General features: G+C 28.2%; 15 protein-coding genes. 10 read left to right on the forward strand and 5 right to left on the reverse strand.

Translation table 11 applies throughout. The features are described from left to right. Positions 1 to 44 precede the first annotated feature (44 nt). From ACZ5RS_RS12605 to ACZ5RS_RS12620, 4 genes are read left to right on the forward strand one after another with little or no spacing between them, the layout of a single operon-like run. The gene (locus tag ACZ5RS_RS12605; RefSeq protein WP_464635992.1) at positions 45 to 1304 is read left to right on the forward strand and encodes an ABC transporter substrate-binding protein; all 1260 of its coding nucleotides are present in this window, start codon (positions 45 to 47) and stop codon (positions 1302 to 1304) included. 60 nt (positions 1305 to 1364) lie between these two features. Continuing rightward, complete coding sequence (locus tag ACZ5RS_RS12610; protein ID WP_464635994.1) at positions 1365 to 2243, forward strand: carbohydrate ABC transporter permease; 879 nt, start codon at positions 1365 to 1367, stop codon at positions 2241 to 2243. Then, positions 2240 to 3070, forward strand: coding sequence for a carbohydrate ABC transporter permease (locus tag ACZ5RS_RS12615; protein ID WP_464635996.1), 831 nt, complete (start codon positions 2240 to 2242; stop codon positions 3068 to 3070). Before ACZ5RS_RS12610 ends, ACZ5RS_RS12615 begins: the two co-directional genes overlap by 4 nt. A 3-nt stretch (positions 3071 to 3073) precedes the next feature. After that, positions 3074 to 5971 carry a cellulase family glycosylhydrolase gene (locus ACZ5RS_RS12620; RefSeq protein WP_464635998.1) on the forward strand — a complete coding sequence of 966 codons (2898 nt, stop codon included), beginning with the start codon at positions 3074 to 3076 and terminating at the stop codon, positions 5969 to 5971. Positions 5972 to 6050: 79 nt separating this feature from the next. On the opposite strand, the gene ACZ5RS_RS12625 is transcribed toward ACZ5RS_RS12620, so the two are convergent. From ACZ5RS_RS12625 to ACZ5RS_RS12645, 5 genes are all read right to left on the reverse strand, one after another. Further along, complete coding sequence (locus tag ACZ5RS_RS12625; RefSeq protein WP_464636000.1) at positions 6051 to 7064, reverse strand: SIS domain-containing protein; 1014 nt, start codon at positions 7062 to 7064, stop codon at positions 6051 to 6053. Between the two features lie 95 nt (positions 7065 to 7159). Continuing rightward, complete coding sequence (locus tag ACZ5RS_RS12630; RefSeq protein ID WP_464636002.1) at positions 7160 to 8080, reverse strand: PfkB family carbohydrate kinase; 921 nt, start codon at positions 8078 to 8080, stop codon at positions 7160 to 7162. A 9-nt stretch (positions 8081 to 8089) separates the two neighbouring features. Then, a complete protein-coding gene (locus ACZ5RS_RS12635; protein ID WP_464636004.1) occupies positions 8090 to 8914 on the reverse strand; it encodes a carbohydrate ABC transporter permease in 825 nt (274 codons plus the stop codon). Continuing rightward, positions 8911 to 9807 carry a carbohydrate ABC transporter permease gene (locus tag ACZ5RS_RS12640; RefSeq protein ID WP_464636006.1) on the reverse strand — a complete coding sequence of 299 codons (897 nt, stop codon included), beginning with the start codon at positions 9805 to 9807 and terminating at the stop codon, positions 8911 to 8913. Before ACZ5RS_RS12640 ends, ACZ5RS_RS12635 begins: the two co-directional genes overlap by 4 nt. Positions 9808 to 9861: 54 nt before the next feature. Next, complete coding sequence (locus ACZ5RS_RS12645; RefSeq protein ID WP_464636008.1) at positions 9862 to 11130, reverse strand: ABC transporter substrate-binding protein; 1269 nt, start codon at positions 11128 to 11130, stop codon at positions 9862 to 9864. Positions 11131 to 11545: 415 nt separating this feature from the next. On the opposite strand from ACZ5RS_RS12645, the gene ACZ5RS_RS12650 reads away from it, so the two are divergent. From ACZ5RS_RS12650 to ACZ5RS_RS12675, 6 genes are all read left to right on the forward strand, one after another. Continuing rightward, a complete protein-coding gene (locus ACZ5RS_RS12650; RefSeq protein WP_464636010.1) occupies positions 11546 to 12253 on the forward strand; it encodes a GntR family transcriptional regulator in 708 nt (235 codons plus the stop codon). A 379-nt stretch (positions 12254 to 12632) separates the two neighbouring features. Next, on the forward strand, positions 12633 to 13589 hold the full coding sequence (locus ACZ5RS_RS12655) for a uroporphyrinogen decarboxylase family protein (protein WP_464636012.1): 957 nt from the start codon (positions 12633 to 12635) through the stop codon (positions 13587 to 13589). A gap of 11 nt (positions 13590 to 13600) precedes the next feature. Then, entirely contained in the window at positions 13601 to 14965 is a 1365-nt protein-coding gene (locus ACZ5RS_RS12660) for an ABC transporter substrate-binding protein (RefSeq protein WP_464636014.1), read from the forward strand. Positions 14966 to 15042: 77 nt separating this feature from the next. Next, positions 15043 to 15921 carry a carbohydrate ABC transporter permease gene (locus tag ACZ5RS_RS12665; protein ID WP_464636016.1) on the forward strand — a complete coding sequence of 293 codons (879 nt, stop codon included), beginning with the start codon at positions 15043 to 15045 and terminating at the stop codon, positions 15919 to 15921. A 9-nt stretch (positions 15922 to 15930) separates the two neighbouring features. Beyond that, entirely contained in the window at positions 15931 to 16764 is an 834-nt protein-coding gene (locus ACZ5RS_RS12670; RefSeq protein ID WP_464636018.1) for a carbohydrate ABC transporter permease, read from the forward strand. Positions 16765 to 16774: 10 nt separating this feature from the next. Beyond that, the gene (locus ACZ5RS_RS12675; RefSeq protein WP_464636020.1) at positions 16775 to 17413 is read left to right on the forward strand and encodes a GntR family transcriptional regulator; all 639 of its coding nucleotides are present in this window, start codon (positions 16775 to 16777) and stop codon (positions 17411 to 17413) included. Positions 17414 to 17420 lie beyond the last annotated feature (7 nt).

Below are 17420 nucleotides of genomic sequence, written 5' to 3' on the forward strand. Positions count from 1 at the left end.
ATATAAACAAAAAAGTCCTTAGAAATTTGGATTAGGAGGTAGAAATGAAAAAAATAATTATTTTAACACTTAGCTTATTTAGTGTTTTTGGATTATTTGCAGCTGGACAAAAGGAAGCAACTGTAAGTCAACCAGTAAAAGAAGTCGAATTGGATATCATGATGAGCTTTCCAAGATTTATGGATCAATGGGAAACCTATTGTAGACAATTTGAAGACAAAATGCTTAAAGAAGAAAATATTAAAGTAAAAATAAACTTAGAAATGCCTAGCAGTGATCAATATGAAAGTGTATTACAAGCTAGACTTGCTGGAGATGATGCCCCAGATTTATATACACTTCATAGCAATAATATCAGAACCTATTACAAAGCTGGAAATTTAGAAGATCTTTCAAATCAAGAATTAGCAACTAAAGTTTTTGACAATGTAAAAGATACTGTTGTTGTAGATGGAAAAATGTTAGCAGTTCCAATTGAAAGTCAAGCTTGGTCAACTTTATATAATAAAGACATCTTTGAAAAGTGTGGACTAGAAGCACCAAATACATTAAGTGAATTAAAAAATGTTTGTTCAGTATTAGAAGCTAATGGATATACCCCATTCATGTTAGCTTTCCAAGAACAATGGGTTCCTCAATTAATGACAGCACTTTTATTAGGTGGAAAAGTAACAACTGAAGTACCTGATTGGCTTACTAGAATGTATAATGATAATGGCAGTTATGAAGAAATGAGAGAAATTTTTGATGTAATTGATGTTATCATGAACAACGGAACCAAGAGAGCAATGGAACAAGGATCAGAATCTGGAGCAGCAGAATTTGCAATGGGAAAAGCTGCAATGTTTGTTCAAGGAACTTGGGCATCAGGCACTATCATGAGTACAAACCCAGATATGAACTTAGGTGTATTCGCTCTTCCAGTAAACGAAAATCCAAAATGTGCAAAAGTAAATCTTTCAACTTCAACAACTCTTGGAGTATATCCAGGAAGTAGTGAAAAAAGCCTTGCCTTAAAGTTTGCAAATTATGTACTTGATGATAAAGATTCATCAGCTCTATTTGAAAGCTGTGGATTTAATCCAGTTGCTACAAGTCATAAATTTGAATCTTCATCTTGGGTAAAAGATGCTTCTGCTTATGTTGCAAAAGGACAAGCATACCAAGATTTAGTTCTTCCTTCTTCAGTTACTAATGAACAAGGTAAATTACTACAAGAATATTATGTAAAATCCGTTACTTTAGATCAAATCATAGAAAGATTAGATAAAACTTTTAAAGAAGCAAATAAACTTAATAATTAAAAGTTTCAAACAATATAAACGGGAAAGCATTTTCCCGTTTATGTTTTTCAGGGGTATATGATGAAATCTAAATCAAATCAAAATATTAATCTTTTAATATTCACATTACCAGCTTTGATTGTTTATATGGTTTTTAAACTACTACCAGCAATCATCGGGATTTTCTTTTCTTTCACAGATTGGAATGGATTAAATAAAGAATACAATATAATTGGAATTAATAATTTTATAGAATTAATAAGTGATACATATTTTTGGAACTCTATTGTTTTTACATTAAAATATGTATTAGTAATGGTAATAGTTGCTAATGTTTTAGCCTTATTATTAGCAAATTTAATTGAATCTCTAAAAAAAGCAAAAGGCCTATTTAGAACCTTATTTTATTTGCCAAATATGATTAGCATGATAATTGGAGGCTACATGTGGATGTTTATATTCACAAAAGTTCTCTACTACTTTGCAGATAATTTTGGCTTAAAATTTTTAGATCATTCTTGGATTGGAGATCCAAAATGGAGTTTTGTTGCCATTATAATAGTATCTTCCTGGGCAATGGTCGGCTACTTAATGATAATTTATATAGCTGCTCTACAAGGAATTCCTTCTCAAATAAAAGAATCAGCATATCTAGATGGAGCCTCCTCATGGACTTGTTTTATAAAAATAATAATGCCAATGATAAGACCTGCTCTAACTATCTGTATATTCTGGACTTTAAATGCTGGATTCCAAGTATTTGATGTAATATTTTCCTTAACTGGAGGAGGACCAGGGAGAGCTACGCAATCAGTTTCAATAAACATATACGAAGAAGCTTTTAAAAATAATATTAGATTTGGATATGCAACTGCAAAATCAACAATACTATTTTTATTAGTATTCATAATAACAATAATACAAATAAGAGTGATGAAAAATAGGGAGCTTGAATTATGAAAAAGCTTATCAAAATACAACAAATATTAATTTGGACCTTTCTAATATTATTAGTATTAGTTTGGATATTCCCCCTATTAATGGCATTAATAAATTCCTTTAAAACAAATGGTGAATTACTAACAAATGTAATGGCATTACCTAAAAAATTTAACTATCAAAATTACATAAGAACCTTTAATAAAATGCACTATTTTAGGAGTTTGGTTAATATAATAGTAATATCCTCAATTGGTGTAACACTAATAATAGTGTTTTCTGCTATGGCAGGTTGGAAACTCTGTAGAACAAAAACAAAGTTATCATCAATCTTATTTTCATTATTTATATTCTCTATGTTAATCCCTTTTAACTCAATAATGATTCCACTTTATAAAATAGTGTTAACACTTAATATAAAAAACTCACTAATTGGCTTTGGATTTGTATATTCTGGGCTTGGAGTAAGTATGGCAATATTTCTATATCATGGCTTTGTTAAAGGAATACCATTAGAATTAGAAGAAGCTAGCATAATAGATGGATGTAATGACTATCAAGTATTTACAAAAATAATACTTCCCCTATTAAAACCAATAACCATGACAGTATGTATTACCAATTTACTTTGGATATGGAATGACTTCTTATTACCATTGATTGTAATCTCTGATAATAAAAAGTATACGCTTCTGCTTTCTACTAATACTTTGTTTGGACAATATAGTAGTGACTGGACAGCTATATTAAGCTCCTTAATACTAGCGGCAATACCTGTAATTGTATTTTACTCAATATTCCAAAAAGAAATATTAAAAGGAATATCAGATGGAGCTCTTAAAGGATAATATATGAATTTCATAACAATAGAAGATAAAAAATTAATAAAAGATAATAGAGAAATTTATCTAAAAGGCTTTGGCCTTGGGGGTTGGCTAATCCCTGAAGGATATATGTTAAAGTTCTACACATCCTGCGATAGACCAAGACGTATAGAAAAGTTAATAAATGAATTATGTGGGGAGAAATACTCTATTCATTTTTTTAAGGAATATTATGATAAATATATAAGTGAATTCGATATAAAATTAATAGCAGATAAAGGCTTTAACTGTGTTAGAATTCCTTTCAATTCAAGAATATTATTTGATATAAAAGAAAATAATGAAGTTCTCTTTAATAAATCAATATTAGAAATATTAGATAGATCAATAACTTGGTGTAAGAAATATGGAGTATATGTAATTCTCGATATGCATGGGGCCCCTGGTGGACAAACTGGTCAAAACATTGATGATAGCATAAATGATCACCCAGATCTTTTTACTAATAAAAACCATAGAGATCAATTAATAAAGATGTGGAAATTATTAGCAATCCATTATAGAGATGAAGAAATAATAGTAGGTTATGATTTATTAAATGAACCCCTACCCAACTTCTTTAGTCAATATAATGAAATGGTACTTCCACTTTATAGAGAAATTATAAAAGAAATAAGAGAAATAGATAAAAAACATATAATAATACTAGAAGGACTACATTGGGCATCTGATTTCTCAATATTTAAATCTCTCAGTAAAGAAGAAGTTAAAGAGAATAATATAATGCTACAATTCCATAAATATTGGAATAATCCAGATATGGAAAGCCTTAGTGAATATATAGAATATTCAAATACACTAAATACTCCATTATTAATGGGAGAAGGTGGAGAAAACAATATAGACTGGTATACTATAGCTTTTTCCATGTATGAGAAATTAAATATTCACTATAGCTTTTGGACCTATAAAAAAATGGATAATCACAACTCTATTATATCATTTAATCAGCCTAAAAATTGGGATAAAGTATTAACTTATTTAGAAACAAAAGATAAAGATGAAACATTAGATTATAAAGCAATATTTGATAATCTACTAAGAAATTTAACCCAAGTAAAAGTAAATAATGAAGTAATAAATTCCTTAAATAGAGAAGCTCCATTAACAATTCCAGCAGAAGGTTTTGATAATTATCAAATTAAAAATAATCATCAAAGTACTGTAAACTTTAGAGAATCTACTAAGGTAGATTTAGTATTTAAAGATGGACATAGGGGAAAACCCAATTATCAAAAGATGAATGGGGAAGCACAATGTATTGAAGATAAAATACTTGTAAAACAATATGAAAGTGAAACTCTTGAATATAAAATAAAATTAATGAAAGGTAAAAATTCAATAAGCATAAAAGTTAAAGGCTTTGGAGATTTCTTTTTAAATTACAATAATAAACAAACCCCTACTTTACAAATAAAATCCAATGAACTAATAGAAAAGAAAATAGAAATTATAAATAATCAAGAAATTAACAATATCATAATAAATACTATAAGCGGTGAATTATACTTTGATGAAATATCTTTTAATGAGAATTATGAGAAAGTTAAGATTATTAGTACATCATCATTTGATAATTCTTTTACAACCTTTGAAGAAACAAAAGAAGTTAATGATGATATATATCATGAAGAAAATAATATAATAGATATACAAGCTGATATTGAAAAACAACGATTTAGAGGCTTTGGTGGAGCTTTTAGTGAATCAGCTGGTTATGTATTTTCTAAATTATCTCCAACTCAACAAAATATAGTATTAGATTTATATTTTAGTAAAGAAGGCCTTAATTATAACTACGGGAGAGTACCAATAGACAGTTGTGATTTTTCACTTAGCCAATATAGTGAAATTGAAAATGAAAAAGATATAGAAACCTATGAATTAAAGTACGCAAGCAAATATATATTACCTTTTATAGAAAAAGCTTATTCAAAAAATAATAACATTAAATTAATCTTTGCACCTTGGTCTCCTCCAAAATACATGAAGGATAATAATAATAGAGTAAATGGTGGGAAATTAAAGAAAGAATATTATCAAAAATGGGCAACCTATTTAGTATCATATATTCAGAAATTTAATAAAAGAGGTTTCAAGGTATTTGCTATATCTTCGCAAAACGAACCTAATGCAATACAGACTTGGGATTCTTGTATATATAGTGCAAAAGAAGAAGCAGAATTTATAAGTAAATACTTGGGTCCATTATTAAAAGAAAATAATTTAGAAGATGTAATAATCATAGGTTGGGATCATAATAAAGATAGTGCTTATAATAGATGTAAAGATTTAAATAATGAACAAGAAATAGAAAAATACCTAGGAGCAATAGGATTTCATTGGTACACTGGAGATCATTTTGAACAACTAGAAATGATAAAAAAGCAATATTCTAAACTGCTATTAATCTCAACTGAAAATTGTATTGAACTAACCAAAACAAGTAATACTTCTCTACAAAATGCACAAAGATATGCACATGAAATTATTGGAGATATTAAAGCAGGGCTTGATATATTTATGGATTGGAATCTTCTACTAAATTATCAAGGAGGGCCTAATACCGTTAATAACTATTGTATCTCCCCTATAATGACAAATGAAGATTATAGTTCATTAATTATTAATGAAGAATATCATTATTTAAAGCATTTTAAACAATTAAAATCATCAATAATAATTGCATCATCTTCCTATGATAAAGATATTGAAGTACTCTCTGCAAAAGATGATAAAACAATAAAAATTATAATATTAAACACATCAAATATTAAAAAGAAATGCAATTTAAGATACAATGATAGATTGCTGAAAATAGAAATTGTTGCAAATTCAATAATAACAATAATAAAAAAAATTTAATCACTTTTAATTTAAAATATAATCAACTATTCTAAAACTAGAATAGTTGATTTAAATTTAAATAAAAATTACTCTCAAGTTAATATTCCATTTGCCTATAATATCTTCTTATTGTCAATTTATGGTCACGTTCTTTTTCCAAGTGGCAACTTAAACGTTCCAATATTGAATATATAACTAAAGGAGAAACAATAGTTCTAAATTTCTTTTCAGAAAATGGCAAATCAACCTTACGAGTATCAAAAATATTTATTTTATCAGTTATATTGCTTGCAAATTTTACTACTCTATCCATCAATGGAGTCGTAGAATCCTCGCCATACAATAAAATCATACTCATATCTTTTTCTACTAATTCAATCGTCCCATGAAAAAATTCTGCAGCATGTATTGATTTAGTTTTTAACCATTGCATTTCTTCTAATATACACATAGCATAATCATAAGCCTCTCCCCAAAGCATACCAGATCCTACAACCATATGATAATTATAATCTTTTAAATCTTTTGCCATCTTGCTTGCTTGAGGTTCATAATATTCTTTTGCTTTAAGTAAATAAGGTACTAGAGATTCATATTCTTGAACAAATTTTTCATAATCACCAAAACTATTTGTATTTTTCATGAATCTTGAAAGTGTGAAAATCATATATGTATATATTGCTTCACATAAACAATCATCTTCTGCAAAACTATAGAATTTATAATCAGCAAACTTGCATACAGGAGTATTATCATTTGAAACATAAATCATTGTTCTAGCTCCAGCATTTTTACAAAATTCAGCCGCCTCTACAATTTCTTTTGTGTTTCCACTTCTTGTAGAAAAAATGCAAATGGAATCTTTGGAAAATCTTTTATGTCCCATAATCATGAATTCAGCTGCCATCACAGCGTGAGATTCAATATTTGATGAAGAATCCAACCAATATTTCATTGGTAAAGAATGTGCATAAGTTCCTCCACATCCAATAAAGAAAATATTTGAAAAACCTTTAGTGCAAATTTCATCTACAGCTTTTTCAATCTCTGGTCTTAAAGAAATTGCATCAGCAACAACCTTTTCATACCTAGGTACATTTAAATTAAACATACATTCAGCTCCTTATTAAAATATTATATAACGTATTATAACGTACTAATATAATATTGTAAAGCAATAAACTTATCTCAAATCTGAAAACTTATTTAAAAATAATTAGATAACTTTTCAGAATAGCCAAAGGCTCCCTCCAATTGTGCAATATATGCAGATAACATATTACCATTACACATACTTTCAATAATTAAGGTATCAATATAATTACTAATATCTACATTGTTCATTATAGGATTAGGAGTATTAGTCTTTAAAATATTGTTTAAATTATTTATTCCATTTTGATAGGTAGTAATAAAACCTGTAATCCAAGAATCACCACAACCAGTAGTATCATAAACGACTCCTGTAAGATTATAAGGAATTTTAAAATATTCTTTTTCCCCATTATAAACCCACGCTCCATCAATACCCATAGTAACAATTGAAAGCTTACAACCATATTTTAATACAACGTTTTTAAACAATTCTTTCTTATCTTCAAATTCTTTTTTATTTTTTACAGAAAATAAAGCATAATTAATAATTGGGCATATTAACTCAATTCTTTTTTCATTCCATTCAACTGAAAAATCATAAACAATAGGAATTTGAGTTTTAGACAATAATTTTAATTGATCATCAATAAAACTATAACAACTAGTATGAATTAAATCATATTCCAAGATTTTCTCATTAATTTTAGAATTAAATTTCAAAGGATCTGATTTAACTAACCCTAAATCATTCTCATCAACAATCACTCTATCACCATTTATTAAATGACAAGCGCACCTACCTGTTTCTCCATTTTTTATAATACATTCATTTCTATCTATTGAATAAAAGTCTAAAGCTTTAATTAAAATATCTGCATATTTATCATTAGCTAAAACACCAATATAGGCCGATTTAAAACCCAAAATATGAGAATAAATTGCGACATTTACACAATTCCCTCCAGGATAAATTTTTTTTCTATCATAATTAATATCAACTACATTATCCCCAACACATATTATCGAAAACATTCCTTCACCTTATCCTTTTACTGCCCCAGCATTTGCATCATTAACGAAATACTTCTGCATTCCAAAATAAATTATTAGCATTGGAATCGAAGAAAGTCCTAATCCAGCCAATAATAATGTCCAATTAGTATTTGTTGTCGACCTTAAAGCAAACAAACCCAACGGAATATTTTTTAAACCTGCATCCTCTGTAAAAACTAATGCAAATACAAAATCATTCCATATAAATCGAGCACTCATTATTGCAGTTGTTACTAAAGCTGTCTTACTCATTGGTAGCACTATTCTTAAAAAAATTTTTAATATTGAAGCCCCTTCCAAATATGCAGATTCTTCAACATCAATTGGAAGTCGTGAAATAAAAGTCCACATTAAAAAATATGAAAAAGGAATCCTAAAAGCTATATAAGGAAGAATTAGACCTAATCTAGTATCATAAATATTTAAATTAATTAACAATTTATATATTGGAATAAGTGAACTTTGAGGAGCAACCATCATTCCTGCAATTATGATTAAAAAATATTGCATTTTTAACTTAAATTTAAATCTTAATGTAGCAAAAGCTGCAATTGCAGAAACTATAACAACGATAAATGTACTAATTACAGTATATATAATACTATTAAGCATATTCCCACCAATACATAAATTCCAAGCATTTATATAATTATCTAATGAAAAAGATTCAGGCAATTTCCATGGATTTGAAAACAATAAAGCATCAGTTTTAAAGCCACCTAAAAACATCCAAAAAAGAGGAACCAAAATTACTACTATTGTAATTATCATAATTAAATTCATTAAGATTTTTGTAATACTTAGTTTCTTCATTTTTGAATCTCCATTGTATCTTTTACATTAAACAATCTAATTTGAATTAATGATAAAAGTAATGTAATGATAAATAATAAAACTGAAATACTACTTGCATACCCCATTTTATCCATTCTAAAACCAGTTTTATATAACAATGTAGCCAAAACCTCTGTGGCTCGACCGGGCCCACCACTTGTCATAACATAAACTTCATCAAAAACCATAAATGCACCAATTATAGTTATTGTCATATTCATTAAAATATTTTCTTTAATCATAGGAATTGTTATTTTAAAAAATACTTGAACTCCATTTGCTCCATCAACTTTAGCTGAGTCATAAATTTCCATTGGTACATTCTGTAATCCAACTGTAAATAACATCACCATTTCACCCATATATTGCCATTGTGAAACCATTATGACAGACATCATTGCAGTATCTTTATTACCTAACCAATCTGTAGTAAATCTACCTAACCCTATCATTTCTAAGAAAGGATTTAAAAAGCCTATTGAAGGACTATAAATGATCATCCATAACAAACCTATAGCTGTAATTGATATAATCGCTGGAATGAAAAAAATCACTCTCATTATTGAAGCTCTAGTGCCACCAATGTATATATTAATTAAATGAGCAAAAACTAATCCTCCAAAAACTTGAAAAATTAGTGAGACAATTGCATATAATATATTATTTTTCATAGCTGCCCAAACGAATGGATCTTTAATCATTTTTAAAAGATTTGACAATCCAACGAACTTTAAATGTTTTGAATAACTACTCCATTTAAATAAGCTGTAATACAAATTCATTGCAGCTGGATAAAAAATAAAAGTCGTTACCAAAAATAAAGCAGGAATTAAGAAAACAAGCAACAATTTTTTGTTATTATATATATTCATATTATTTCCTAAAAATATGAGTTTATGCATAACAGCATAAACTCATTAAACATATTATTTCTCTTGATTAGCTACTTTTGTAATATTTGCCATCAATTCTTCAGCACTAGAACCATTAAAAATATTTTGACATCCAATCAAATATTCATTTGCTACGGTTTGATTCATAGCACAATCCAACCATTCTGCAATACCTGGAGCCTCACTATTATTATTAATTATTTCTAATGTTTCAGGTAATGAGTTAGATTCATCTGCAGCTCCTTTTACTACAGGCAAGAAAGCAATATCTTTACAAATCTTTGCTTGAACTTCTTTGCTAGTTAAATATTTTAAGAACTTTACTGATTCATCAGGATATTCAGTACTACTATTAACCATAAATACATCAGGACCACCAGTAATATAATTTCTTTCTCCTTTTGCATTTTCTATCTCTGGAAAATGGAAATAGCCCCAATTATCTCCAAGATTTTCTTCATACTTTGACAAAATTTGAGTTTCGTCATAACACATAGCTGCTTTTCCTTCAATTACTAAAGCTTCTGACATTTCATAAGTACAAGAATTAATATCTGAGTTTGTATATCCTTTATTATATAAATCAAGAACCATATTAAAAGCTTGAACATAACCAGGATCTGTAAAATTTGGATTTTCTAAAGAATAATTAGCTTGAAGAATTTCTTCAGGAACTAATTTAACATTTAATGTTGTTAAATAATGACATACAACCCATGGATATTGATTACCAATTGCAACAGGGATTATTCCTGCATTTTTTAATTTTTCACAAACCTTTAGGAATTCCTCCCATGTATTTGGAATTGTAATATTATTATCTTCAAAAACTTTTTTGTTATAAATCATTTCTTTTGATGAATAATCAAAAGGAATACCCCAATAAGAACCTTGTTTCTTTGTACAATCTAAAATTGATTGATTGAAACTATTTTTCCAACTTAAATCATTTTCTAAATAAGAAGTTAAATTTAAAGCTATATCTTCATCTACATATTGCTGCACTCTTTCACCACTCCAAGTAAAAAATATGTCTGGAGCTTCATTACTCCCTAATAGAACACGAGTTTTATCCTTAATCTCTTCATCTCCATATGCAGACATTTCGATTTTAATATTTGGATTTAATGTTTCAAAATCACTAATTATTTCACTAAAGCATTCTAATCTTTGAGGTTCAGGAAATTTATGAATAAATTTCAACACGATTTCATCATTTTTAACTTCTCCATCTCCATTTGCAAAAACAACCATCGATGCAGAAAGCATTACCATAAAAAATAACAACAACTTCTTTTTCATTTTTTTTCTCCTTAATTCTAATAAAATAATAATATATATTATCTTAATACGTTTTATAATAACTCAAGGATTTAATTCTGTCAATTTTTTTATTATAAGATTAAAACACTATACATATTTGCATTTTTAGAATTATTAATATTCATAACAATTTTACTTCTTTGATATCAATATACTCTTAAAATCATAAATAAATAAACAAAATAGACCATATATATAGACTTTTTTAAAAAAAAATTTAATTAATTACTTACTTTCTGAAGATAATACAAAATTGCCCTTTAAATTTTTTTTAAATAATATGTCTTGAAAGAATTCCAAAAAGTAAATTTTACTATACAAAATAATATAATAAGTATATAATGACTTAATAAGTATATAACAAATAATATATTAAAATAAATGGAGTATTTACATGGAAATAAACCAATCAAGTGCAATCCCTTTATATAAACAAGTTAGTCACATAATTGCAGAAGAAATAAAAGATGGAATTTATAATGTTGGAGACAAAATACCCTCAGAGCAGGAATTAATAAATAAATATAAAGTTAGTAGGATAACGATAAGATTAGCAATGAAAGAATTGGCAGACGAGGGATTACTAATAAGAAAACAAGGAAAAGGTACCTTTGTTGCAAAACAGAAAGCAGTTTTTCAAGCTAATGATTTAAGTGGATTTTCTGAATCCTGTAGAAATTTGAACAAAGTTCCTACTACTGAAGTAATTAATTTTGGATACAAATTTCCAAATGAAAAAGAGTGTCAATTTTTTAATATCCCAAAAGATACACAAATTTTAACTACTACGCGACTACGATCTATTGATGGTGTTCCAACAGTAGTTGAAAATAATGTTTATTCTCCAAAATTAACTTTTTTAGTTGACGAGAATTTAAGTGAATCTTTATTCGAAATTTTTAAAAGACATGGAATAAATACTATTGAATCAAAAAGATCACTAGAAATTACATCAGCAACTATTGATCTCTCTAAGTTATTAAATATAAAAACAGGGAAACCTCTTCTTTTATTCACTGATTTACAATTTGAAAATAATGATTCTCCTTTATTCATTTCCAAACAATATTATAGTACTGAAAACATGATGTTTTATTTGTAAAAATTAAATTAATTTATTATAAAAAATGTTGTAAAGTTGCCACAAAAATCAAAATTTAATTTAGTGGCAACTTTTTTTATCAATTTTACTTTTATTAAAAAATAGAATAATTTAAACAAATAATAATTATGATTAAATGAACTAATAAACCAATAACAACATTAAAATATCTTATAAAAAGTTAATAATCTTTATATTTTTCAAATTCAAAAAATATTTTCCAATTCACAATAATATAATATAATTATCATAAAATAGATTAAAAAGTAAACAAATATCAAAAATATAGTATAATAAATATAGAAAAAAAGTAAAAAATAACCCTTGTCAACTGATAATATCTCTGATATGATTAGCAATCATATTAGGAGATTTATTAATGACTAAAAAAGAAAGAGTACTAGCTGCTATAGAAGGCGCACCAGTAGATTATGTACCAGTAAGTTTTTCCTTACACTTCCCACACGAAATAGCTAGCGGAGAAGCAAGTATAAAAGCACACCTAGATTTTTATAAAGAAACTGATGTTGATATTATGAAAATCATGAATGAAAATATCGTACCTGACTTTGGAGAAATAAAGAGCCCAAGTGATTGGAATATAATTCCAACATTTACTAGAAAATCAAGTTTTATCAAAAATGAAGTTGAACTAGTAAAGAGAATATTAGATAAATGTGATAATGATACTTTTTCATTAGTAACAATTCACAGTGTATGTGCATCAAGTATTCATCCAATAGAATCAAGATATGGTTATGTTCCAGTTAGAGAGTTACAAGTAGCTCACTATAGAGAAAACCCTACCCCTTATACTGATGCTTGTAAAAGAATCACTGATGCTATGTGTTATTTAACAGAAGAAGTTATTAACGCAGGTGCTGATGGTATCTATCTAGCAGCATTAGGAGCAGAAAAACATTATTTTACTGATGAAGAATTTAGCAAAATTTATGCTCCAAATGATAGACAAATCATGCAAGTTGCAAAATTAAATAAGGGTAAAGTTCTACTTCATGCTTGTAAAGAAAACTTAGAAATGACTCGTTACAGAGATTATGAAGCAGATGCAGATATTATTAACTGGGGAGTATATGAAACAAACTTCTCCCTAGAACAAGGAAGAGAATTATTTCCAAACACTACCTTAATGGGAGGAATTGCTAATAGAAGTGGTGTATTAGTAGATGGGAGTGATGAGGAATTAGATATAGCAATAAAAAACATTATCGAGAAACAAGGGAAACAGAAGTTTATTTTTGGGGCTGATTGTACGCTCCCAACTGAGATTTCTTATGATCGTATAAATCGTGCTGTAAGAGCAGCTCGTATTTAGGAGGAAAATATATGAAAAAGAAAATTTTATGTGCTTTGTTAATTGCATCAATTGCACTCACTTCAGCTTTTGCATCAGGTGCTTCAGAGGACCAAAAAGTTAATGCTGATGGAAACAAAGTGTACCCAGATGGAACTGTAGTTATCTATGGATATGGACAACCACAGTATTTACAACAATACTTTGATGTTTGGCTAGAAAACAATCGTGATATCGCTCCAAATGTAGATATCGAAATTGTACAAACTCAAGGTGCTGCTGACACTAGAGAAAAAGTTGCTATGACTTACCTATCCGGTGCTTATGATGATTTACCAGATGCAATTTATATCGACCCAGTTAACTTAATTGATTTAGCTGAAGGTAATATCATAAAAGATGAAACAGACTTCTTAACACCTTTACTAAAAGACTTAGTTGATGGTTGTCAAAATGATGGTACAGTAGGTTCAAAACTTTATGGTTTACCAGAATCAGTTAGACCACAAGTTTTATTCTACAACAAAGCTATCTTTGATAAATATAATGTTGATCCTGCTATGATGAGTACAATGGAAGGCTACATTAAAGCTGGTGAATTATTAAAAGAAAGAAGTAATGGAGAGGTTTATTTATCATACATCGATCCAGGTTCCTATACATGGAGATATTGGGGAAGAAGAGGTCTAATGCCTCAAGCTAATGCTAAAATCTGGGATGCAAATGGTAATATTGTATTTGGTAGTGATGAAGGTACAAAATTAGCTCTTAACACATTAGATGAAATGAACCAAAAAGGTTTATTATTAAAGACATCAATGTTCAAACCAGCATTATATGACTCAATGAGAAATCATGAAGTTGCAACTTTCTATATCGGTGCTTTCTGGGATGAATTTATTAGAAAAAATGTTTCTGAAACTTCAGGAGAATGGAGAGTAATGAGTGCTCCAATCTTCCAAAGTGTTGGAACAGCAGGTGCTCCAGTATCATCTTACTTTGCAGTAATTGATAAACCAGAAGGAGAATATGCAGGATTAGTTGAAAAACTATGGCATGATTTCCACTTCGATAATGAAGCTAGAAAGACATGGGTTAAATCAATGGTAGAACAAAACGCTCCATATGCAAACCCAATTAACTTAGCTATGTTAGAAGATCCATTCTGGAAAGAAGCAAGTGAATTCTACGGCGGTCAAAGCTTTAGACAAATGGAAGGACAAGGTTTAGCAAATTCAAGCAAAAACTTAGTAGTAACAAAGAGTGATGCAGAAGCAGATTCAATTATTAGTAATGAATTAGAAAATTATGTTGCAGGAAATCAAACAATGGCCCAAACTATTGAAAAGATTGATGCAAACTTAAAGAACAAAATTGGAAAAGCAGCTGTAATCTAACAAAAAGTTTATACAAATATATTTAATGCATACTTAGCTAATAACTAAGTATGCTAAATATTAGGAGATTTATATCTATGAGAAAAATTGCTGGAATTTTAAAAGAACATAAATATCCATACCTTTTTATTCTACCCTTTTTTATTTTGTTTTTTGTATTTCAACTAATCCCACTATTGTGGACAATAGTTATAAGTTTTACAAAATGGAATGGAATTGGAAAACCAGAGAATATTGGTTTTACAAACTATAAAATGCTCTTAAGTGATGATCTTTTTGTACAAGCTTTTACAAATACCCTAATCTATTGGATAACAGGTGTAATATTTATTTTAGTATTTGCAATGATACTTGCTTTAATACTAAATTCAGAAAGATTAAGAAATGCACCATTTTTTAAAACTGTAACATTTTTACCAAATGTTTGTGCTGCTATTGCTATGGGTTTAATCTTTAGAATGTTATTTGATGAAAATGCTGGATTGCTTAATGAAATATTAAATTCTTTTGGAATAAGTTCAAAACCTTGGCTTACAAGTATAGAACTGAGTAAAGTACCAGTTATTATATTAAATATTTGGAGAAATACTCCTTGGTTTACCATGATTATAATCTCAGGACTACTAACAATAAATAGAGACTTTTATGATGCTGCAAGAGTTGATGGAGCTAATGCTATAAGAAGATTCTTCTACATAACACTGCCTTCCTTAAGTAACATTTTATTTTTCTGCTTTATTACATTAACAGTAGATTCTTGGAAAATCTTTAATGAACCATATATCTTAAAAGGTCCTGGTGTTAGTAACACTTCCCTTTTCCAATATATGTATGAAAATGGTTTTACAATTTTCAAAATGGGATATGCTTCAGCTATTGGATGTGTATTAATTATGATCTTACTTATAATTTCTATAATTCAATTCACAATTAGAAAACGTTCAGGTGAAATTTAGGAGAAAGAAATGAAAATTCAAGAATCAAGTAAAACTATATTATTGCATATCTTTCTACTATTAATAGTATTTCTATGTTTATTCCCAATTGTTTGGATGTGCATAATTTCTTTGAAAGGATTAAATGAAAATATAAGTGGATTTAAATCCCTTATAATTGAAAGTCCTACTCTTTCAAACTATACAAGATTATTTAAACAGATACCTATAGCTCAACATTTCTTAAACAGTTTATTTACAACAGTTTTAGGAACTCTAACTACAGTATACTTTTGTGCATTAGCAGGTTTTGCTTTTGCAAAATATAAATTTCCAGGAAGAGATTTCCTATTTTATTTTGTAATTGCAACAATGTTAATACCACCAGAAGTTGGAGCTATTCCTCAGTTTATAATCATGAGAAAGTTCATGTTAATTAATAGTCTTTGGTCTTTAGTAATACCAAAAATTGCAACTGCTGTTGGTATATTCTATATGAGACAATATATAATAGATGTCCCTACAGAATTATTAGAAGCAGCTAAGATAGATGGTTGCAAAGATTTCAAGATTTTTAATAAAATAATAATGCCAGTTATTAAACCAGCTTTAGCATCTTGGGCATCGCTTACCATAGTTGCTAGATGGAATGATTTCTTTTGGCCATTGTTATTCCTAAGAAAAACTAAAAAATTTACTTTAATGGTTTCTATATCTTTATTACCTGTAAGTGATGGATTATCAACCCCTTGGCAAGTTATACTAGCAGGGACTACGATTGTAATAATTCCAATTATTATCGCTTATTTATTACTTCAAGGTCTTCAATCTAGAGATTTAATGTCTGGTGCTGTTAAAGGATAAGGAGATAAAAGTGGAAAATCTTAAAACAAAAATTCATGATCAAGAATATTCTAATATATTAAAAGGCGAATATTCATTAACTGAAATCATAACTGAAAAATCACTAATGGCAAAATATGGTGTTAGTAAAGCTCCTGTAAGAGAAGCCCTAACCCAATTATGCTCAGAGAATATGCTAACTAGCATACCTCGCTGTGGTTATCAACTAACACAAATCAGTATGAATGAATTACAAGAAACCTTAGAACTTAGAGCTATTCTAGAAATTGGAGCTTTTGATTTATATAAGAATAAGATTTCCCAAGAGAATATTGAAAAACTAAAAGAGCATGTAGAAATTGCTCATCAATTAGCTAAAGATGAGGAAGTATCAAAACACTGGTTTCATAATATGAACTTCCATGTGCTATTAAGTAGCTTTGCCAAAAACAAGGCTATTACTGACTCGTTACAAGCCACTTTAAATAAATGTTCTCGCTATGCTTATCAATATTTCCATCAAAATTGGGATGCTCACATAATCACTGATGGCTCATCCCATTTAGATTTAATTAAGTTAATAGAAAATGGAGAATTAGAACTAGCTAGAGCAAACCTTAAAGATGATATTATGGCTTTTAACGATATTTTTACTCGTAAAAATTTTTAAGGAGTTA

Source organism: Pleomorphochaeta caudata, assembly GCF_055395745.1.